19 protein-coding genes are annotated in these 19,667 nt (G+C 44.9%); 13 read left to right on the plus strand and 6 right to left on the minus strand.

Annotated elements, in window-relative coordinates; genetic code table 11:
• Position 1: 1 nt before the first annotated feature.
• Complete coding sequence (gene hutU / locus RJD38_RS14650) at positions 2-1,696, plus strand: urocanate hydratase (RefSeq protein ID WP_065430317.1); 1,695 nt, start codon at positions 2-4, stop codon at positions 1,694-1,696.
• Positions 1,697-1,698: 2 nt separating this feature from the next.
• On the plus strand, positions 1,699-3,231 hold the full coding sequence (hutH, locus tag RJD38_RS14655) for a histidine ammonia-lyase (protein WP_005597582.1): 1,533 nt from the start codon (positions 1,699-1,701) through the stop codon (positions 3,229-3,231).
• Between the two features lie 74 nt (positions 3,232-3,305).
• On the opposite strand, the gene RJD38_RS14660 is transcribed toward hutH, so the two are convergent.
• Positions 3,306-3,929, minus strand: a complete 624-nt coding sequence (locus RJD38_RS14660) for an outer membrane protein (RefSeq protein WP_065430316.1) — start codon at positions 3,927-3,929, stop codon at positions 3,306-3,308.
• Between the two features lie 308 nt (positions 3,930-4,237).
• Positions 4,238-4,678 carry a MarR family winged helix-turn-helix transcriptional regulator gene (locus RJD38_RS14665; RefSeq protein WP_065430315.1) on the minus strand — a complete coding sequence of 147 codons (441 nt, stop codon included), beginning with the start codon at positions 4,676-4,678 and terminating at the stop codon, positions 4,238-4,240.
• Positions 4,679-5,044: 366 nt separating this feature from the next.
• Between RJD38_RS14665 and RJD38_RS14670 the strand changes: the two genes are divergently transcribed.
• The 6 genes from RJD38_RS14670 (at position 5,045) to artM (ending at position 10,165) form a co-directional block, all read left to right on the plus strand.
• A complete protein-coding gene (locus tag RJD38_RS14670) occupies positions 5,045-6,253 on the plus strand; it encodes an IS4 family transposase (protein WP_032073033.1) in 1,209 nt (402 codons plus the stop codon).
• Positions 6,254-6,281: 28 nt separating this feature from the next.
• Positions 6,282-7,007: a DUF3581 domain-containing protein gene (locus RJD38_RS14675; protein ID WP_005597585.1), complete on the plus strand. Its 726-nt coding sequence runs from the start codon at positions 6,282-6,284 to the stop codon at positions 7,005-7,007.
• Between the two features lie 283 nt (positions 7,008-7,290).
• On the plus strand, positions 7,291-8,019 hold the full coding sequence (gene artP, locus RJD38_RS14680) for an arginine ABC transporter ATP-binding protein ArtP (RefSeq protein WP_065430314.1): 729 nt from the start codon (positions 7,291-7,293) through the stop codon (positions 8,017-8,019).
• 58 nt (positions 8,020-8,077) lie between these two features.
• Positions 8,078-8,809, plus strand: coding sequence for an arginine ABC transporter substrate-binding protein (locus RJD38_RS14685; protein WP_065430313.1), 732 nt, complete (start codon positions 8,078-8,080; stop codon positions 8,807-8,809).
• Position 8,810: 1 nt separating this feature from the next.
• Positions 8,811-9,500, plus strand: a complete 690-nt coding sequence (artQ, locus tag RJD38_RS14690) for an arginine ABC transporter permease ArtQ (RefSeq protein ID WP_065430312.1) — start codon at positions 8,811-8,813, stop codon at positions 9,498-9,500.
• A complete protein-coding gene (artM, locus tag RJD38_RS14695) occupies positions 9,497-10,165 on the plus strand; it encodes an arginine ABC transporter permease ArtM (RefSeq protein ID WP_005597589.1) in 669 nt (222 codons plus the stop codon). Before artQ ends, artM begins: the two co-directional genes overlap by 4 nt.
• Positions 10,166-10,242: 77 nt before the next feature.
• Here the strand turns inward: artM and RJD38_RS14700 are convergent, their stop codons facing one another.
• Together RJD38_RS14700 and RJD38_RS14705 are read right to left on the minus strand one after the other, a co-directional pair.
• A complete protein-coding gene (locus tag RJD38_RS14700) occupies positions 10,243-10,704 on the minus strand; it encodes a methyltransferase family protein (protein ID WP_005597590.1) in 462 nt (153 codons plus the stop codon).
• Positions 10,704-13,730 carry an FAD-binding and (Fe-S)-binding domain-containing protein gene (locus tag RJD38_RS14705; protein WP_065430311.1) on the minus strand — a complete coding sequence of 1,009 codons (3,027 nt, stop codon included), beginning with the start codon at positions 13,728-13,730 and terminating at the stop codon, positions 10,704-10,706. Before RJD38_RS14705 ends, RJD38_RS14700 begins: the two co-directional genes overlap by 1 nt.
• A 255-nt stretch (positions 13,731-13,985) precedes the next feature.
• Between RJD38_RS14705 and RJD38_RS14710 the strand changes: the two genes are divergently transcribed.
• The 5 genes from RJD38_RS14710 (at position 13,986) to RJD38_RS14730 (ending at position 17,921) form a co-directional block, all read left to right on the plus strand.
• Positions 13,986-14,669: a DUF3334 family protein gene (locus tag RJD38_RS14710; protein ID WP_065431089.1), complete on the plus strand. Its 684-nt coding sequence runs from the start codon at positions 13,986-13,988 to the stop codon at positions 14,667-14,669.
• 201 nt (positions 14,670-14,870) lie between these two features.
• Positions 14,871-15,554: a DUF2786 domain-containing protein gene (locus tag RJD38_RS14715; protein WP_005597597.1), complete on the plus strand. Its 684-nt coding sequence runs from the start codon at positions 14,871-14,873 to the stop codon at positions 15,552-15,554.
• Between the two features lie 164 nt (positions 15,555-15,718).
• A complete protein-coding gene (locus tag RJD38_RS14720; RefSeq protein ID WP_005597599.1) occupies positions 15,719-16,387 on the plus strand; it encodes an OmpA family protein in 669 nt (222 codons plus the stop codon).
• Positions 16,388-16,526: 139 nt separating this feature from the next.
• Positions 16,527-17,567, plus strand: coding sequence for a J domain-containing protein (locus tag RJD38_RS14725; RefSeq protein ID WP_065430310.1), 1,041 nt, complete (start codon positions 16,527-16,529; stop codon positions 17,565-17,567).
• Between the two features lie 168 nt (positions 17,568-17,735).
• Positions 17,736-17,921 carry a hypothetical protein gene (locus tag RJD38_RS14730; protein WP_005597603.1) on the plus strand — a complete coding sequence of 62 codons (186 nt, stop codon included), beginning with the start codon at positions 17,736-17,738 and terminating at the stop codon, positions 17,919-17,921.
• 78 nt (positions 17,922-17,999) lie between these two features.
• On the opposite strand, the gene maiA is transcribed toward RJD38_RS14730, so the two are convergent.
• On the minus strand, positions 18,000-18,650 hold the full coding sequence (gene maiA / locus RJD38_RS14735) for a maleylacetoacetate isomerase (RefSeq protein ID WP_065430309.1): 651 nt from the start codon (positions 18,648-18,650) through the stop codon (positions 18,000-18,002).
• On the minus strand, positions 18,650-19,657 hold the full coding sequence (locus RJD38_RS14740) for a fumarylacetoacetate hydrolase family protein (RefSeq protein WP_065430308.1): 1,008 nt from the start codon (positions 19,655-19,657) through the stop codon (positions 18,650-18,652). Before RJD38_RS14740 ends, maiA begins: the two co-directional genes overlap by 1 nt.
• Positions 19,658-19,667: the final 10 nt, after the last annotated feature.

The raw sequence follows: 19,667 nt of genomic DNA on the forward strand, positions 1-19,667 counted from the left end.
TATGCCGGAACGCAACGATACGCGTCTTGATACTCAACGAACCATTCACGCGCCGCATGGCACACAACTCCGTGCTCGTTCATGGATGACTGAAGCCCCGTTGAGAATGCTGATGAATAATCTCGATCCAGATGTGGCTGAACACCCCCACGCTTTAGTGGTGTATGGTGGCATTGGTCGCGCAGCTCGTAACTGGGCTTGCTATGACAAAATCGTTGAAGTGCTAGAGAGACTCGAAGAAGACCAAACCCTGCTGGTGCAATCAGGTAAACCTGTTGGCGTATTCCCCACCCATAAAGATGCCCCTCGCGTTCTGATCGCCAACTCAAATCTGGTTCCGCATTGGGCCAACTGGCAGCATTTCAATCAACTCGATAAGCAAGGTTTAATGATGTACGGCCAGATGACGGCGGGAAGTTGGATCTACATCGGTTCACAAGGCATCGTACAAGGCACCTATGAAACCTTCGTCGCGATTGCAAAACAACATTTTGCCGGAACGAGTGAAGGCCGTTGGATTCTCACTGGCGGTTTAGGTGGCATGGGCGGTGCGCAACCCCTTGCCGCAACCATGGCAGGATTTTCGATGTTGGCGGTTGAATGTGACGAATCGCGTATCGACTATCGTCTGCGCACTGGCTACGTTGATAAGAAAGCCACCACGCTCGATGAAGCACTGAGAATCATTGAGCAGGCTACGGCGCCAATTTCAGTCGGCTTAGTCGGCAATGCTGCAGATGTTTACGCTCGATTGGTTGAGCGCAATATCACGCCAGATGTGGTGACAGACCAAACCTCAGCGCACGATCCACTTAACGGCTATTTACCGCAAGGTTGGAGCATGGAATACGCAGCTAAAATGCGTTTGCAAGATGAGGAAAAAGTGGTGAACGCAGCTAAAGCGTCGATGGCAGAACAAGTCAAAGCGATGCTGATACTGCAATCTCGCGGCGCAGCAACGCTTGATTATGGCAACAACATCCGTCAAATGGCTCTCGAACAAGGAGTCGCGAATGCGTTTGATTTCCCCGGTTTTGTCCCCGCTTATATTCGACCACTCTTTTGCCAAGGCATCGGCCCGTTCCGTTGGGCGGCGCTCTCCGGTGACCCTGAGGATATTTACAAGACTGACCAAAAAGTAAAACAACTGATTCCTGACGATCCTCATTTGCATAACTGGCTCGATATGGCGCGTGAGCGGATTCAATTCCAAGGACTACCCGCTCGTATATGTTGGGTTGGCCTTAAAGATCGCGAGCGTTTAGGCCAAGCTTTTAACGCCATGGTAAAAAGCGGTGAACTAAAAGCGCCAATTGTGATTGGTCGAGATCATTTGGATTCGGGCTCCGTCGCCAGTCCCAATCGAGAAACAGAATCAATGCTTGACGGCTCCGATGCGGTATCCGATTGGCCACTGTTAAATGCACTACTTAATACCGCTAGCGGGGCAACTTGGGTTTCTCTGCATCATGGTGGTGGTGTGGGTATGGGCTTCTCACAACATTCTGGAATGGTGATTTGTTGTGATGGCAGCGACGATGCAGCTCGCCGCATTGCTCGTGTGCTCCACAATGATCCCGCAACGGGCGTCATGCGCCATGCTGACGCTGGATATGATATCGCCAAACAATGCGCCGCTGAGCAACAGTTGGACTTACCCATGATGAATCATTCCTCACACGAGCTAGGAGAATAGTGATGTTAAACTTAGTTCTTAATCCTGGTCATTTAAGCTTATCCCAACTACGCCAAATCAGCCGTAGCCCCGTCAATTTAAGCCTTGATAACGCCAGCGTTGCCGATATTGAACAAAGTACCCAAGTAGTAGAACAAGTCATTGCGCAAGGACGCACCGTGTATGGGATCAATACCGGATTTGGCCTGCTAGCAAATACGCGAATCGAACCACAAGATCTGGAAATTCTGCAAAAAAGCATTGTCTTGTCTCACGCCGCCGGTATTGGACAATTGATGGCCGATGAAACCGTACGTTTGATGATGGTGCTTAAAATTAACAGTCTTGCACGGGGCTATTCCGGTATTCGCTTATCGGTGATTCAAGCTCTAATCGAATTAGTTAACACTCAAGTTTACCCTTGCGTGCCGCAAAAAGGCTCGGTCGGCGCGTCGGGGGACCTTGCTCCACTCGCCCATATGAGCACCATATTATTGGGCGAAGGACAAGCTCGTCACAATGGCAAAATTATCTCGGGCGCTGAAGCGCTCAATATAGCGGGTTTACAACCGATTACACTCGCCCCCAAAGAAGGTTTGGCGTTATTGAATGGCACCCAAGCATCGACAGCCTTCGCGTTAGAGGGGCTATTCGCTGCAGAAGATCTGTTTGCCTCAGCAACCGTCTGCGGTGCGATGTCGGTTGAGGCCGCACTCGGTAGCCGAAAACCGTTTGATCCTCGCATTCATCGTGTTCGTGGTCATCGCACCCAAATGGATGCCGCCGCCGCTTATCGATACTTACTCGATAATCACAGTGACATCGGTACATCGCACAACCAATGTGAAAAGGTTCAAGATCCCTACTCTTTACGCTGCCAACCCCAAGTGATGGGGGCGTGCCTGCAACAAATTCGCCATGCCGCTGAAACTCTACAAGTGGAAGCCAATTCAGTTTCAGATAACCCACTGGTCTTTGCTGATGATGGTGACATTATCTCCGGCGGTAATTTTCACGCAGAACCTGTCGCGATGTCGGCGGACAACCTTGCGCTGGCGATTGCCGAAATCGGCAGCTTGTCGGAAAGACGCATGGCTCTACTTATTGACAGTGCATTAAGTAAGTTACCACCGTTTTTGGTCGATAATGGCGGGGTTAATTCTGGCTTTATGATTGCCCAAGTCACTGCCGCGGCATTAGCGAGTGAAAACAAAACTCTAGCTCACCCCGCCTCCATTGATAGCTTACCAACTTCGGCTAACCAAGAAGATCACGTTTCAATGGCCACATTCGCCGGCCGACGTTTGCGTGATATGGCCGAAAACACCCGTGGCATTTTAGCTGTGGAATATCTTGCGGCCGCACAAGGGTTAGACTTTAGAGCCCCGCTAAAATCCTCTCCAAGAATCGAAGAAGCCAAGCGCCGCCTACGCGAACAAGTCGCCTTTTATGATAAAGACCGCTATTTTGCAACGGACATTGAACGCGCGAATCGCTTATTAAAACAAGCCATTCATCATGATCTTATTCCTTCGAACATCTTTATGAGCATCTAGAGATTTAATCTTATTTTTAAACTAAAAAGTACCTGGATTAACAGGTACTTTCTCATACAGGTGCTACTTAACGATTAAAATCGGTAACCAAGGTTAGCATAAATTTGCTGTGAATCTTGTTCCAAGTCTAGAGATACGTGATGATTGCCGTATTCATAGTCCTCCGCAGTACCTCGAATACCCACACCTAGATTGAAATTACGAAATTCGTAGCCGGCCTCGACTCCGAACGTAACTGCGATGCCCGTCAAAGACCCGCTTGATGTGTAATTAAATTCTTTTGTTCCCGTTTTATCTTGTAGAAACAAATCATGATCCGCATTTGCGAAATGAATTCCTGCAATGCCTAAAATATAGAAATTATCCACATAGTATTTAGGTTTCACATTCAAACCGAATGAAATAGAATCGGCCTTGAGGCTATAAGACTGATTGGAGTTAGGTTTTCCTTCAATCTTAATATCACCAAGATCTTGGTATTCAGCCTCAACTCCAATATAAAAATTAGAATCAGGAACAGCCTGAAATTGGTAACCAACCTGAATAGCATAATAATTATTATCTTCTGACACTATAGACGTATCATTAATGTCAATTTCCGTATGCCCTAAATTCGCTCCTAGATAAAACCCTTCGCGGTCATTGGCAGATACACTTACTGATGCTACAAGAGCCATGGTTGCTAATATAGTTTTCACAAATACTTCCTTCTATTCACATATGAACAAAAAGTAGTATATGGCGACAGTTTCGATATGCAACTGTTCGTTTTTGATACGATTCAACATTTTTTTCAGAACAGCATCACTAAAAAACCATAACTAAAACATAATTTAAACATCTGCTACTACAAAAAAATAACCATTTAATTAAAGCCGCTGCATATAAAAATCAAATCAAGCAGGGATATGAACTTAACTAGAGATGCAATTGATGAGATACAAAATAAAATCAACAAGAATATTATATGAGGGAAATTACGTTACAAAAGTAAAACAATTATTTTTCACGAAAGTATATTCAAAAAGCGTAATAGGTACGCCCGAAACTCCTCCAATTCGTGATCTGAAAATTCACTGCTAATTACTGAAAACCGTATTTTATAGGCTTCTGCTATCTTTTTTTCAGTTTCTAACCCTAAGTTAGTCAACTTCAGCATCATATATCGCCTGTCGTCAGGGTCTTCTTGTCTAATACAATATCCACTATCGATTAACTCTTTAATCATTTTACTAACGCGGGATTTATCGCCCAAAAAGTCAGCATCTTTTGTAAACTCTGACATAGCCACCGAACCATTGTTTTTAGCAGCCAAACTAATCATGTAAGATTGCTCTGGCTTAATAGATACACCTTGTTTTTTAAGTTCGCGGCTAAACTCCATTCGACTTTTATTTGCTACCATGTTAACAATTAAACCAAATGCTTTCGTTTGAGGGTATTTCATATTTAACCTACCTATTTAATTATGGATAAAGATAACATGGCCGTTATTGGTGGAGAAATCTGACGGTTGCAATTAGAGACTACCTCACAATTTGTGGCACTCTCTATCAAACAACGTTCAAAAATTACCATTCATCTAACTCATCAACGCCCTCTGGCCCCATCCATTCAACCAATTGCACTCTTCTCTTACTGCAACTGGATTGACCAGTCAAAGAGATTACTCATATATAATCCCTCCCAGTTTTGGCTACTAAGCGCTGAGGAATCCCCTAATGATTTTGATAAAAATCATAAATTTAAGGTAGATGCACATCTTGTCATGTGATCAAATGGTTCTGAGAAAAATCAATAACCAGACAACAAGATGTGCGAACTCGATATTTTACACGACTCTCTTTACCAATTCTGCCCTGAATTGCACTTAAAACGACTCAACAGTTTAACGCTGGCTTGCCACGCATTACTTGAATGTAAAACGCTCACTCTTACCGAACTTGGTCGTAACCTGCCAACGAAAGCCAGAACAAAACATAACATCAAACGAATCGACAGATTGTTAGGTAATCGTCACTTGCACAAAGAGCGACTCGCTGTATACCGTTGGCATGCCAGCTTTATCTGTTCAGGTAATTCGATGCCCATTGTTCTTGTTGACTGGTCTGATATTCGTGAGCAAAAACGGCTTATGGTATTGCGGGCTTCGGTGGCACTACATGGTCGTTCTATTACTCTTTATGAGAAAGCCTTTCCGCTTTCAGAGCAATGTTCAAAGAAGGCTCATGACCAATTTCTAGCCGACCTTGCAAGCATTCTACCGAGTAACACTACACCGCTCATTGTCAGTGATGCTGGCTTTAAAGTGCCATGGTATAAATCCGTTGAAAAGCTAGGTTGGTACTGGTTAAGTCGAGTCAGAGGGAAAGTGCAATATGCAGATTTAGGTGCGGAAAACTGGCAACCTATCAGCAACTTACATAGCATATCCTCAAGTCGCTCAAAGACTTTAGGCTATAAGAGGTTGACTAAGAGCAACCCAATTTCATGTCAAATTGCACTGTATAAATCACGTCCTAAAGGCCGAAAAAATCAGCGTTCGACACGGACTAATTGTCATCATCCGTCACCTAAAATCTACTCCGCTTCGACAAAAGAACCATGGGTTTTAGCGACTAACTTGCCCGTTGAAATCCGAACACCAAAGCAACTTGTTAGGCTCTACTCGAAGCGTATGCAAATTGAAGAAACCTTCCGAGACTTGAAAAGCCCAGCCTACGGTTTAGGCCTCCGTCATAGCCGAACTAGCAGCTCAGAGCGCTTTGATATCATGCTGCTAATCGCCCTAATGCTTCAACTGACATTTTGGCTTGCTGGAGTTCATGGTCAGAAACAAGGTTGGGATAAGCACTTCCAAGCTAACACTGTCAAAAATCGAAATGTACTCTCAACAGTGCGCTTAGGGATGGAAGTTTTGCGGCATTCTGGCTACACAATAACGAGGGAAGACTTGCTCGCGGCTGCAACCCTGCTTGCTCAAAATCTATTCAAACATGGTTGTGCTTTGGGGAAATTATGAGGGGATCCCTCAGTACTAAGCGTAAGATATGTCTCTAACACCGTACTTTTCTTCACAAGATCATCAATTTCAATTCACTCGTTTACAAGCAAGTCATTTTGCTAAAAAAGTAGCGGGCGACTTCAACCCACTGCACGATGAAGACAACAAGCGCTTCTGTGTACCGGGTGACTTATTGTTTGCTGTTTTATTAAGCAAAGAAGGTGTAAGCCAAAAAATGCGTTTCGATTTTGCCGGCATGGTGAATGATGGCGTAGCGCTGCATGTTGAACATAAATGCAGCAAAGAAGCGGCCGTAATTGATGCCAACGGTAAAGAATACTTACGTATGTCGCGTGAAGGCGAAGTCAACCACGATGCAACGTTCATTGAACATGTCGTTAGAAATTACGTGCAGTTTTCGGGCATGAACTTTCCGCATATCATGGTCCCATTGATGGAAGAGAAGCAGATGATGATCAACTGCCAACGTCCTTTGGTTATCTATGAAAGCATGGAAGTAGAATTCACTCGCCTCGATATTTCAGCACCTGAAGTCATCTTCTCTGGTGCCACCTTCGATGTACAAGGTAAACGTGGTGTCGTCACGCTTAACTTCGACTTCAAACAAGACGATGAAGTGGTCGGTAAAGGTGTTAAGCGCATGGTTGCCAGCGGTCTAAAGCCCTACACCCAAGAAGACATTGATGATTTAGTTAATCGTTTTAACGAACGTAAAGATCGTTTTCTAGCAGAATTCTCTCAAGCCGCTTAATTCGCGCCTTCAACTGATTTCCCAAGCCCTCGCCTAATCGCGAGGGCTTTTTCGTTGCCGCTTCTCTTCTCTAGATTCTCGCCCCTCGCTTCTATTTATCTACTGCTAATTTTTCTTTTGCTTCGCTTTAAAATAACCACACCGTTGCATAGCGATATATCCTGCACCACTGGTCGATAATTATACAAAAAATTAACAAATCAAATTTTTATACATTTATATTGCATAATATCTCACTTGTAGTAGCATGAATGACATGTGGTAATTAATGCAGTATTTAAGCATGAGTATTCAAGTTAAGCAGATCAATAAATCATACGGTGACACGCAAGTTCTTCACGATGTCAGCTTTGAATGTCACAACGGTGAAACGCTTGTTTTGCTTGGCCCAAGTGGTGCAGGTAAAAGTTCACTTCTTAGAGTACTTAACCTACTTGAAACCGCTGACAATGGTCAGTTGTCCATTGCCGATCACAGTTTTGATTTCAATCAGCCGATTGAAGAAAAACAAGAGCGTCAGTTACGTCGTAAAGTCGGCATGGTATTTCAACAGTACAATTTGTGGCCACACATGACGGTGATGGAAAACCTAATTGAAGCCCCAGTTAAAGTCGTTGGCATTCCTGCTGAACAAGCAAAACAACAAGCACTTGAAGTACTTACCACTTTAAAGCTTGCCGACAAAGCAGACACATGGCCAATGCAACTCTCTGGCGGCCAGCAACAACGTGTGGCGATTGCTAGAGCACTGATGATGAAGCCAGATGTATTGCTATTTGACGAACCCACCGCCGCGCTTGATCCTGAAATCACCAATCAAGTGGTGGAGATCATCAAGCAGCTGAGTGCGACAGGCATTACTCAGGTAGTCGTAACACACGAAGTCGATTTTGCGAAAAAAATTGCCTCACACGTGCTCTATCTGGAACAAGGCCGCATTGTTGAACACGGCACTCATGACGTATTTACCCAGCCACAAACTGAAAAGTTCGCGGACTACTTAAACCACTAATTATTCACGACGCTGCTCATTGACGGAGACAGCTTTTGTAATCTAGGAGTTATACAAAATGAAAAAAATTCTTCTTGCTTCGTTAATCGGTGTTGTTTCATCTCACGCACTTGCACAACAAGATATCAAGTTCGTTATGGAAGCAACTTACCCACCGTTTGAGTTCATGGATGAGAACAACCAAATTCAAGGTTTTGACGTCGATCTTGCTAACGCTCTATGTGACGAAATGAAAGCCAACTGTACTTTCCATAACCAAGCATTCGATAGCTTAATCCCTGCTCTTAAGTTCAAACGTTATGATGCCGCTATCTCTGCAATGGATATTACCGAAGCGCGCTTAGAGCAAGTTAACTTCTCTAACGCATACTACGACAACTCTGCCGCTTTTATCTCGCTAGAAGGTAAAGTTGCTGACCAAGCCGATCTAAAAGGTAAGCGTGTTGGTGTGCAAAATGGTTCAACTCACCAAAGCTACCTTATTGAACAGATGCCTGGCGTAACCGCAGTACCATATTCAAGCTATCAAGATGCGTTTCTTGATATGAAAAATGGTCGTATCGACTCAGTCTTTGGTGATAACGCAGTGGTTGCAGAATGGTTTAAGCGCGATGATAACCTTGCCTATGTTGGCGACAACATCACGAATGCAAAATACTTTGGCAATGGCTTTGGTATCGCAGTCAATAAAGATAACCAAGCGCTAACGGATAAGTTAAACAGCGCACTAAAAGTGGTTATGGCAAACGGCGTGTACGAAGAAATCTACACCCAATACTTCGGGAAATAATATGCCATTAACGGGTTACACATTGTCGCTCGTTCAAGCAAGTTGGATGACTATCCAACTTGCTTGCACCAGCCTACTTGTTGGTCTTGTACTGGCCGTTCTATTTGCTAGTGGAGAGATGTCGCGCCGGGTTGCACTAAGATGGCCAACAACCGCATTCGTAACCCTAGTGAGGGGGTTGCCAGAACTACTCGTTGTACTGTTTATCTACTTTGGCTCAACCCAAGTTTTGTTTTTACTGACAGGCGAATTTATTGAGATCAGCCCTTTTATCTCCGGGGTTGTCGCTCTATCACTGATTTTTGCCTCTTACGCTTCTCAAACCATTCGTGGCGCGTTGAAAGCGGTAAATCGTGGTCAACGTGAAGCCGCATTAGCACTTGGTATGTCGCATCTGCATATCTTTTTCAAGATAGTACTGCCACAAGCCGTTCGTCATGCCTTACCGGGCCTTACCAACCAATGGCTGGTGCTGCTAAAAGACACGGCGTTAGTTTCATTGATTGGCGTTACGGATCTACTTAAACAAGCTCAGTTAGCGTCAGCTTCCACTCATGAAGCTTTTACTTGGTATGCCACGGCAGCGGCCATTTATCTGGTGATCACTCTGATCACACAATACTTAGTGAAAATTCTCGATAACAAGTTTGCTATCAAAGGCATGAGTCGTATTCAAGGAGCAAAAGCATGAAAGCAGAATACCTTTGGCAACTCCTTGAAGGCTTAATGACCAGCTTCCAACTGACCATCGCATCACTGCTGGTCGGTTGTATTTTGTCTTTACTGATGACGGTAACGTTGATCATGCGCACTCCAGTTATTCACTGGTTTAGCCGCGCCATCATCACACTCTTTACTGGGACACCCTTGTTAGTACAAATTTTCTTAGTCTACTACGGGCCAGGACAATTTGAATGGATTCGTGAAAGCATTTTTTGGGTCTGGTTGAGCCAACCTTGGTTTTGTGCCATGTTCGCGCTGGCGCTCAATACAGCCGCTTACAGTGCGCAGCTGTTTAAAGGTGCGTTCAACACTATTCCAGAAGGACAATGGCAAGCCTGTAAAGCACTTGGCATGGGTAAAGCCACCAGTTTACGCGTATTGCTCCCTTATGCGTTACGTCGTGCTGTACCGGCTTATTCAAACGAAGTGATCTTAGTTTTCAAAGGCACATCGCTTGCTAGTACCATCACGATTATGGATTTGATGGGTTATGCGCAGCGTATCAATGCACAAACCTACGACACCCTGACTGTATTTGGTATCGCTGGAGCATTCTATTTGATGGTGAATGGCATATTAACCCTACTGTTCCGTCAACTAGAGAAAAAAGCCCTCGCCTTTGAAGCGGCCTGATGGCAGATAGCAAACAAAAAAAGGGAAGATAAACGTCGTTTATCTTCCCTTTTCCATATGTAGACCAATCAAATTGTTTAGATCCAGCGCCTAACCTTTTGCTTGTAGTCTAAGTATTCTGCGCCAAATAGACTTTCCAACGCCCTCTCTTCTGGGCGAATTTGGAAACGGTTCATATAGAATACAAAGCCGAGCGGAAGAAATAAGCAGATGAGGTTTTGTTGCCAGTAGCCAATACCCAACAATAAGATCAGCAGAGCCAAGTACATTGGATTGCGTGTATAAGCAAATACGCCACTATCAACAACGCTCGTGGCAGTGTGGACTTTGACTGGGTTAACGGTGGTTTTGGCTTTGCGGAATTCATAAACGCCCGCAATACCGATAACCCCAGCCAAAATCACTGCCGCCACCAACACCACATTGGTAAATGGCAGCGCAAGCGCGAAACTCAGCAGCACTTGGTCTAACCTAATCATCGCCATGACAAATAGGATAAACAATGCCACTGGGGGAATTTTTCGCTCTAGTATCTCCATTAAACGATCTCTAACAAGGCTTGCAATGGGTGTTTTGTTTTCACATGTTCAAAGCGCTTTACTTGGCTGCGACAAGAGTAACCCGTTACCAAGCAACGATCTGCTGGAAGCTCTTCCAAACGAGGTTTCCAACTTAAAGCAAAAATATCCTTCGACATTTCCAGCTTATCCACTTCATGACCAAAAGTACCTGCCATACCACAACATCCAACAGGCACTGTATTGAGCTTAGCCCCAAAGTGGTTAAAGATCGCGCCCCATTCTTTCTCAGCATTCGGCAGCTTTGTTTTCTCAGTACAATGCGCCAATAAATGCCAAGGCTGGGCATCACCTGAGCCAGTATGAAACTCATTCAAACGTGGCAACATCCATTCATGCACTGTCAGAACATCAAACTCACCACGCTTATCACCCAGAATTTCGTTATATTCATCGCGATAACAAAGCACCAATGCCGGATCAACACCCACCATTGGAATACTCAAATCGGCCACTTGTTCTAAAAACATCGCAGTACTTTTGGCATTGCGAGCAAACTGAGCTAAGAAGCCCTTAATATGTTGCGCTTTACCGTTTGGTTTGAATGGCAGTAGCACAGGCGTTTTGCCCAGCTTAATCACCAGTTGAACAAAGTCATCCACCACATCTGCATCGTAGTAACTGGTAAATGGATCTTGCACGATCAACACATGATTGGCTTTATCTTCACTCGACATCGCCGCCAACGCCTGCATATCAAACGCTTTTAACTGTGTCACTCGTTTCGCCAGCGTAGGAATAGAAAGGAGTGGTGCATCAACATAGCCAACCGTTGAAGCAGTTAAACTTTGTACCCACTTTTGCTTGAGTACGCCGTTGACCAATTTTGGTGCTTTCGCCATCAAAGGCAACATGGTTTCAATATTGGCGACCAAATAATCTTTAGCTGGTCGCTGGTAGCGGCTGTAATAGATGTTTAAGAAACGCGAACGGAAGCTTGGTACATCTACCTTTATTGGGCACTGACTTGCACACGCTTTACAGGCTAAACAACCATTCATTGCTTCATACACTTCATGAGAGAAGTCGTATTGGTGGCGTTTATTAAAACTATTACGTACACGATCAAGCAGCGTTTTTACACTGGCCGATTCAAGCGATTGCTTTTCGAGATCAAGGATGTCAATGCCTTGCTCTGTCAATTGACGCAGCCATTCACGTACCAAACCCGCTCGGCCTTTTGGTGAATGACGACGATCCGCAGTCACTTTCATTGATGGGCACATTGGTGAAGCGGTATCGTAGTTAAAGCATAAGCCGTTACCGTTACACTCCATCGCCTGTTTGAAGCTGTCGCGCACTTTGACATCAATTTGGCGATCGTAGAAACCGCGTTTGGTGTCAGACACTTTTACCAACTGTTCGTGGCTTTCAAGTGGTGTACAGATCTTGCCTGGGTTCATCTTATTATGTGGGTCAAAGGCAGATTTCACGCGGCGAAGCTCGGTAAACAGCGCTTCTCCAAAGAATTCTGGCCCATATTCAGACCGGAAGCCCTTGCCGTGCTCCCCCCACATTAAACCGCCATATTTGGCCACCAGCTTAACCACTTGATCGGAGATCTCATGCATCAATTTCTCTTGCAATGGATCACACATATCGAGCGCTGGACGAACGTGCAATACCCCAGCATCAACATGACCAAACATGCCGTAGTTAAGCTGTTTTTCATCTAATAGTTGGCGAAATTCATCGATAAAATCCGCCAGATTTTCTGGTGGAACACAGGTATCCTCGGCAAAAGCGACTGGTTTGGCTCGGCCTTTTGCTGCGCCAAGCAAGCCCACAGCTTTTTTGCGCATATTGTAAATTTTGCCAATGCTAGCAACATCATTCACTACTTGGTAGCCAATAATACCCGCTTCCTCATTGACCAACATTTCGTCAAGACGCGCCGTTAGCGCACTGAGTTGCCCTTCTACTTCCGCAATATCTTGGCCCGCAAATTCGACCATATTGATGCCCAGCATCTCTTTATCTGGTACATCAGTAATTAAGTCGCTGACGGTATGCCAAACAATGTCTTCTTTCGCCAGGTTAAGGACTTTTGAATCGACCGTTTCGACCGACAACGCTTGCGCATCCACCATAAATGGCGCATTACGCAGTGCAGAGTCAAAGCTGTTGTACTTCACATTGACTAAGATTCGCGCTTTAGGAATTTTGGTAAGATTTAGCTTGGCTTCGGTAATAAACGCCAACGAACCTTCAGCGCCACATAGCACGCGAGTTAGGTCAAATTGGTCGCTACTTTCATCGATAGCATTTTTTAAATCGTAACCGGTTAAAAAACGGTTTAATGGTGGGAATTTCGCCACGATGTCTGCGCGTTTATCACGACACACTTGCTCGGTCACTTGTAGAGCATGAGCGGCATAAGTATGTTGATTCGGTAGGCCGTTAGATAAATCAGATTCTAAAATGGAGCCATCGGCAAACACGGCTTGCAATGATAGAACGTGATCAGAGGTTTTACCGTACTTTAATGAGCCTTGTCCCGACGCGTCGGTGTTAATCATGCCGCCAAGCGTGGCACGATTACTGGTTGATAGATCGGGAGAGAAAAAGTAGCCGAACGGGCGAACGGCGTCATTTAACTGGTCTTTAACCACCCCAGTTTGCACACGTACCCAACCTTCATGCTCATTTATCTCAAGCACCTTATTCATGTGACGAGAAAGATCGACGACCACGCCTTGAGTCAATGATTGACCGTTGGTACCTGTGCCGCCGCCACGAGGAGAAAACTTCACTCGCTCATAAACGGGTTTGATACTGATTTGACCAATCAGTGCCACATCTTCAGTGGATTTAGGGTGAACAATCGCTTGTGGTAGTAATTGATAGACACTGTTGTCTGTCGCTACAGCTAAACGGCTAGCGTATTGCGTTTCGATATCACCGGTGAATCCTGCCGCTTTTAGTTCTTCTAGAAAACTAAGCACAACATGATCAACATCCGGTTGAGAATGAAGTCTTGGTAACATTGCTTCCTGCCCCTACTACGCTGATCCATTCAGCATTGGGTTGTTATTCTTTGAGTTTGGTCACTTTACAACATTTAAAAGCGTGATCAAAACAGATTTGCAATGCCAAAATGTAATTTGTATCTAAGAATCAACGAGATTAAGCTAGTAGACACTCGCATTCATACAATCTAACCAATTGGCTCAGCGGCAAAATTTGCTGCAGTTTATCGAGAACAATCGGTGCATAATCAACCATCAGGGTTTGGCATTAAAATGAAGAAAAATAAAATCGTAACCACAGAAGATATCCTTCTCAAGCTTTGTCAGTCAGTGACTGGTGTCTTAACTGCCGCCACCAATTCCCCTGTGAATTACTCTGCCATGGTGCAAAAGATCAATAAAACCAGCCTAAAGCCTGATTTTGGCTGCTTCGTATTATTTGATGGTGGTTTCTCTGGCCTTGTCGTCATTAACTTTACTGCAAAATCAGCATTAGAAATTTACACTAACTACATGCGTAACATGGGCATGCCTGCAGAAGAACTCGCGATTGCTCACACCTCCGATGAAGTGGGCGATGTTTTGGGTGAGCTTATGAACCAACTTGTTGGTGACTTTACCAACAAGATCCGTAAAGAGCTGCAAACGCACATCACACAAAACCAACCAAAAATGCTGTCGCTGAACAAGCAAGTCATCTTGTCTGTAGACACTAATCTTGACCGCCCACAGGCGCGTCGAGTGACCTTCTCTACCGAGAAAGGCAACATTTTCTACCTTGAATTGGCGATGGACAAAACTGAATTTATCCAACTAGAAGAATTTGAAGTGGATGCAGATGAGAATCCAGACGATATTCTTGAGTCTGCTCGTCAACAAATGCAAGCAAGTGAGAAGAAAAACCAAGCAAGCAGCAATAGCGATGCCGATGATTTGCTTAGCGAACTCGGCTTGTAGTATTTCGCTATAACATCAGCCGTAAAACGAAGCTTTGTTACTTTTAAGGCTCCTAATCACACTCTGATAGGAGCCTTTGCTACTTTCTGGCTACCCCATCAGCAAAATTTGCCGCCGATAATGGCTGCGAGAGTTGCGAGCCACAGCAAGAACACGTTAAAATAGCCGACTTTGTTATTTTTACGAGTTTTGCCGCGATCTATGCATAAACAAAAAGCCTTAAAAAAGATTGCCAAGTGTTTAGAACTTGGTAACTCTGCCAACGTCAATGAAGCTGCGAATGCGATCAAAATGGCGCATCGCCTCATGCTCAAGTATGGCTTGGATAAGGACGATATTGAGTTTATCAAGATGGGCAAAACGCAATCGACCCATCTACTGCCAACCAGTGTGAGTTCAACCCTACTGCGTGTCATTCGTGGTATTAATACCAAATTTGGCGTTGAAGCGGTGCTGCTCAACCACAAAGGGTTAAAACGTGTTGAATTTATTGGTGAAGCCGATCGTGCAATCTTTGCCGCCTTTGCCTTTGACATCGTTTATCGTGAGCTTAATGAGCATACTGGTAAGTTCCGTAACAGTTTTGCCGGCAGTGGTACATCTAGCTTAGAAGTCACCCGCCGCGTTAACTCTTATGTTTCAGGCTGGGTGGAAGGCGCACTCGAGAAATTGCCGATAATTTCTCCTGATGAAGAGTCGGCAAATAAAATCGAAGATTATATTGATAAAGAGTTCAAAAATATCGACCGTGAGACCTTTAAGCAGCAACTGCGTGAGGCGATGAAAAACCTCACCGATGATTATGAAGTTGGCCTTAAAAAAGGTCGTACACTCTCTGTTAGTCGCCCAATCGACGGTGCACCTGCTCGTAAACTGCTCAACTAATTTCGCCTCAAACCCTCTCTAACTGGTGGCATAGTGAACAATTCATTCATGCCACGTTAAGCTTTTGTCAAATATAGTGAAGTGTATTTGACATAAGGAACATCATAAGGTTAATTGCATCCCATCAATTTGCTGTATGTATTCCTCACATGGAGAGACTCACTGTGAAAAAACTGACTCTTGCACTAGCTTTGACTATTGCACTTACCGGCTGTCAAGCAACTCAACGTCAAAACGCAACGACTGGCGAAAGCGAAACTAACTCGGCAACCTCTGGCGCACTTATTGGTGCGATTGCAGGCGTAGCGATTGGTCTAGCGACTGGCGATGATGCTAAAGAGCGTCGTAAAAATGCGCTGATTGGCGCAGCGGGTGGCGCAGCAATTGGTGGTGGCGCGGGTTACTACTTTGACCAACAAGAAGCGGCACTGCGTAAGCAGCTGCTTGATTCAGGTGTTCAGGTTGAACGTGTTGGTGAAAACCAACTGATTCTACGCCTAGAAAACGGCATCGGCTTTGCGTCTAGCTCATACCAACTTGATCCATCAATCCACCGCACTCTAGGTGGTGTGGCTACAATTTTGGTTGAATACCCAGATACTAGCCTTGTGATCAATGGCTACACTGATAGCACTGGTAACGATCAAATGAACCAAACACTGTCTGAGCGCCGTGCTGAATCAGTACGTAGCTACCTTGTTCAACAAGGTGTTGCCCCTGGCCGCGCAATCGCACGTGGTTACGGCGAACGCTTCCCACTTTGTTCAAATGAAACCACCAGTGGCCGTGCATGTAACCGCCGCGTAGAAATTCAGATCCTACCTCTAAAATAATCAGTTTACTGACTATTTACCATGCCAATGGGTTTGCGCCCTGCGGCATGGTTGTTATAGTTCTACCTCCGCGCAGCGAATAAACAACCATACCGACATCGAACGAATGAATAGCCACGGAATAGGAAGTCCCACTATCATGCATACGCTAAAGACATTCATTGCTTCACTTGCATTGTTTTCTTCCGTCACTTTCGCTAACTCGACTTCGATAGATGAACTAACGGCACAAGCCGAACTTAACAACCCTCGCGCTCAATACCAAATAGCTCAAGCCTATAAGACCGGTGATGGCGTTGCCCAATCATCACAAGAAGCTCTCTATTGGTTAGAGCAAGCGGCCAACAATCGTTATAAGCTCGCACAACGACAACTCGTCGACCACTATCTCCACGGTGATTTAGGCAAACCCAATCAAGAACAGGCTTTCTATTGGCTAACTAAATTGGCGATCTCTGGCGACGACCAAGCTCAATTTGAGCTGGGGCAACTGTACCAAACTGATAGCGATAAGGTGGATACGTTAGGCCAAGCCAAATTGTGGTATCAAATCGCAGCAGCCAGTAACCCTAAAGCAGAAGAAGCTTTAGCGAGTATTTTGGAACAAGAATTCAATGCTCAAAGAGCTAAACAGTTAGCAGCAATAGAACAACTTGATGATCAACATCGAGAACAAAGTGCCCACAGTGAGACCAATACACTAAGTTCATTGCTCAACCCGCTTAGTTTTGTCCTTCTCACGCTCGTAGCTGCATTGTCGATGATCCTTGTGTGGTTATGGCATAGACAAAAAAAATCCATTGGTCAAATTCATGCTCATTCAGCACAAAACTTGTCGCAAAGCGACGAGCTCAAACAACAGATTCAGCAGCAAGATAAAGCGCTGCGCAAGCAAAAGCAGCAGTTAGAATTGCTTTACAGTCAGTTGAAAAAACAACAATTGGCACTAAAAGCACAATCAATACAATCCACTACTGCAAATAGCAGCCAAACACCCCATATGGATCTCGCTTGCGCAATGTTTGGCTATAAGCCAGCGCAGTTGCCTGACGAAAAACAGATTAAGCAACGCTACAAACAGCTAAGTAAAATCTATCATCCTGATCTAAAAGGTAGCGAAGAAGAAATGAAACGATTAAACACGTGTTTAAAACTTCTTCTCAGCACTGTTAATAAATAGTTACACATTAAAAACACAAACCTTACCTATGGTGAAAACTTAGGCATACCAATGCCTGAGCAATCGATCACCCTCTCAGTTCAAGTAACAAAATATTAACCCGCAATAACTAAATGTGTCATAATACGTCGCGAAGATAACCCCTAGTCATAACGGCGGGAGCCTAACATGTACACTATCGAAGGCGTATGCGATTGGTGCAAGAAGCCAAGCTTACTTGCCAAACATGAATATATTGACGGTTTATGTCACCACTCTTGTAAAGAGTGTTTCGACTTGGCAGCGCTGGACGTGCGCCAATTTAATATTGCTGAATTACAGCAAAGAGCCCGTCAGGCGCAGGTAATGCAATAATTCATCATCATTGTAAAAAGAATGACTCGCGAGAAACCACCAGTTAATGGTGGTTTTTTTATGCTATCAACTTTTGCTTTACGGTTTGCTCAATACCGCATCGGGCTGCCTTTCAGGCTGTGCCATCGCAAAGGCTTCTTTCTGATTAAGCGTGTGATACAGCCGTTCAATGGTTGGGAACGGCCCAAGATCCATCTCCAGCCGCAAGGCATTATAAACTTGAGGTACGAGACAAACATCAACCAACGACACCTCACTACCCACACAATATTTCCCTGCACTGTCGGCTAACTTATTCTCCAAGCTACAAAAACCACGATAAATCCAATGTTTTAACCATTTCTCCTTTGCCTGTTGGTTCAACTTAGCTTGGGCAGTTAAATATTGTTGCACACGTAGGTTATTAAGCGGATGAATATCAACCGCAATGTCGTGCGCTAAGGCTCTGATCAGATAGCGCTTTTCACCTGAGAGAGGTACTAACAAGGGCTCGGGAAATTGCTCATCCAGATAATCTAAGATCACCAAAGATTGGTTCAAGCGCAAACCACCATGCACCAGTACCGGAACAAGCTCATTCGAGTTAAGGGTATGAAATTCAGGTGAATGTTGCTCCCCGCCATTTTTAAGCAAGTTAACCGCAATATACTGATATGGGATACGCTTTAAGTTGAGCGCAATCCTCACCCGATAGGCTGCGGAGGATCGCCAGTAACCGTATAATTGCATTAGTTCTGCACCACCTTTTGTTCAATTGCACCGAACAAACTGATGCCGTGTGAATCTAACATTTCAATTTTTACCCGATCACCAAAGCGCATAAAAGAGGTGGTGGGTTGACCATCACGAATCGTCTCAATCATCCGCAACTCCGCAATACACGAGTAGCCTAACCCGCCTTCACTGATTGCACTACCGTGCTCTGTACCTTGCTTATTCGAGATAGTGCCCGAGCCAATAATTGTCCCCGCCCCTAACGCGCGCGTTTTTGCTGCATGAGCGATCAACTGGTAAAAGTTAAACGTCATATCGCATCCAGCATCTGGACAGCCAAACAACTCATCGTTGTAATAACTGTGCATCGCGAGATGTAGTTTTCCTTCACGCCACGCATCTCCCAACTCATCCGGCGTAACGGCCACCGGCGAAAATGCCGAAGACGGCTTAGATTGATAAAAACCAAAGCCTTTGCCGAGCTCTGCGGGAATCAAACCACGTAAAGAAACATCATTGACCAGCATCAACAAGCGGATCGTCTGCTCACTTTGCTCCACGCTACAACCCATCGGCACATCATCAGTGATCACCGCCACTTCCGCTTCAAAATCAATTCCCCACTCTTGAGAGGAAAAAACGATGTCGTCACAGGGGCCAATAAACATATCCGAACCACCTTGGTACATCAACGGATCATGCCAGAAGCTTTGCGGCATGTCGGCACCACGAGCCCTGCGCACCAACTCAACATGATTGACGTAAGCACTCCCATCAGCCCAGTGATAAGCGCGCGGCAGCGGCGATTCACAACGGTGTGGTTCAAACGGTATGCCTTCGATTTCTCCTTGATTAAGGGCGTGATACACCGCTTGCAAAGGCGTTTCTAACTGATGCCAATTATCAAGCAATTGCTGCATCGTATCGGCAATATTCGGCACGGCAATGCAATGTGTCATCGCGCGATTGACCACCACCAGCAAGCCATCTCGAGTTTGATTTTTTAATGTGGCAAGTTTCATACTTCTTCAC

The organism is Vibrio scophthalmi (assembly GCF_040869025.1).
GTDB lineage: Bacteria > Pseudomonadota > Gammaproteobacteria > Enterobacterales > Vibrionaceae > Vibrio > Vibrio scophthalmi.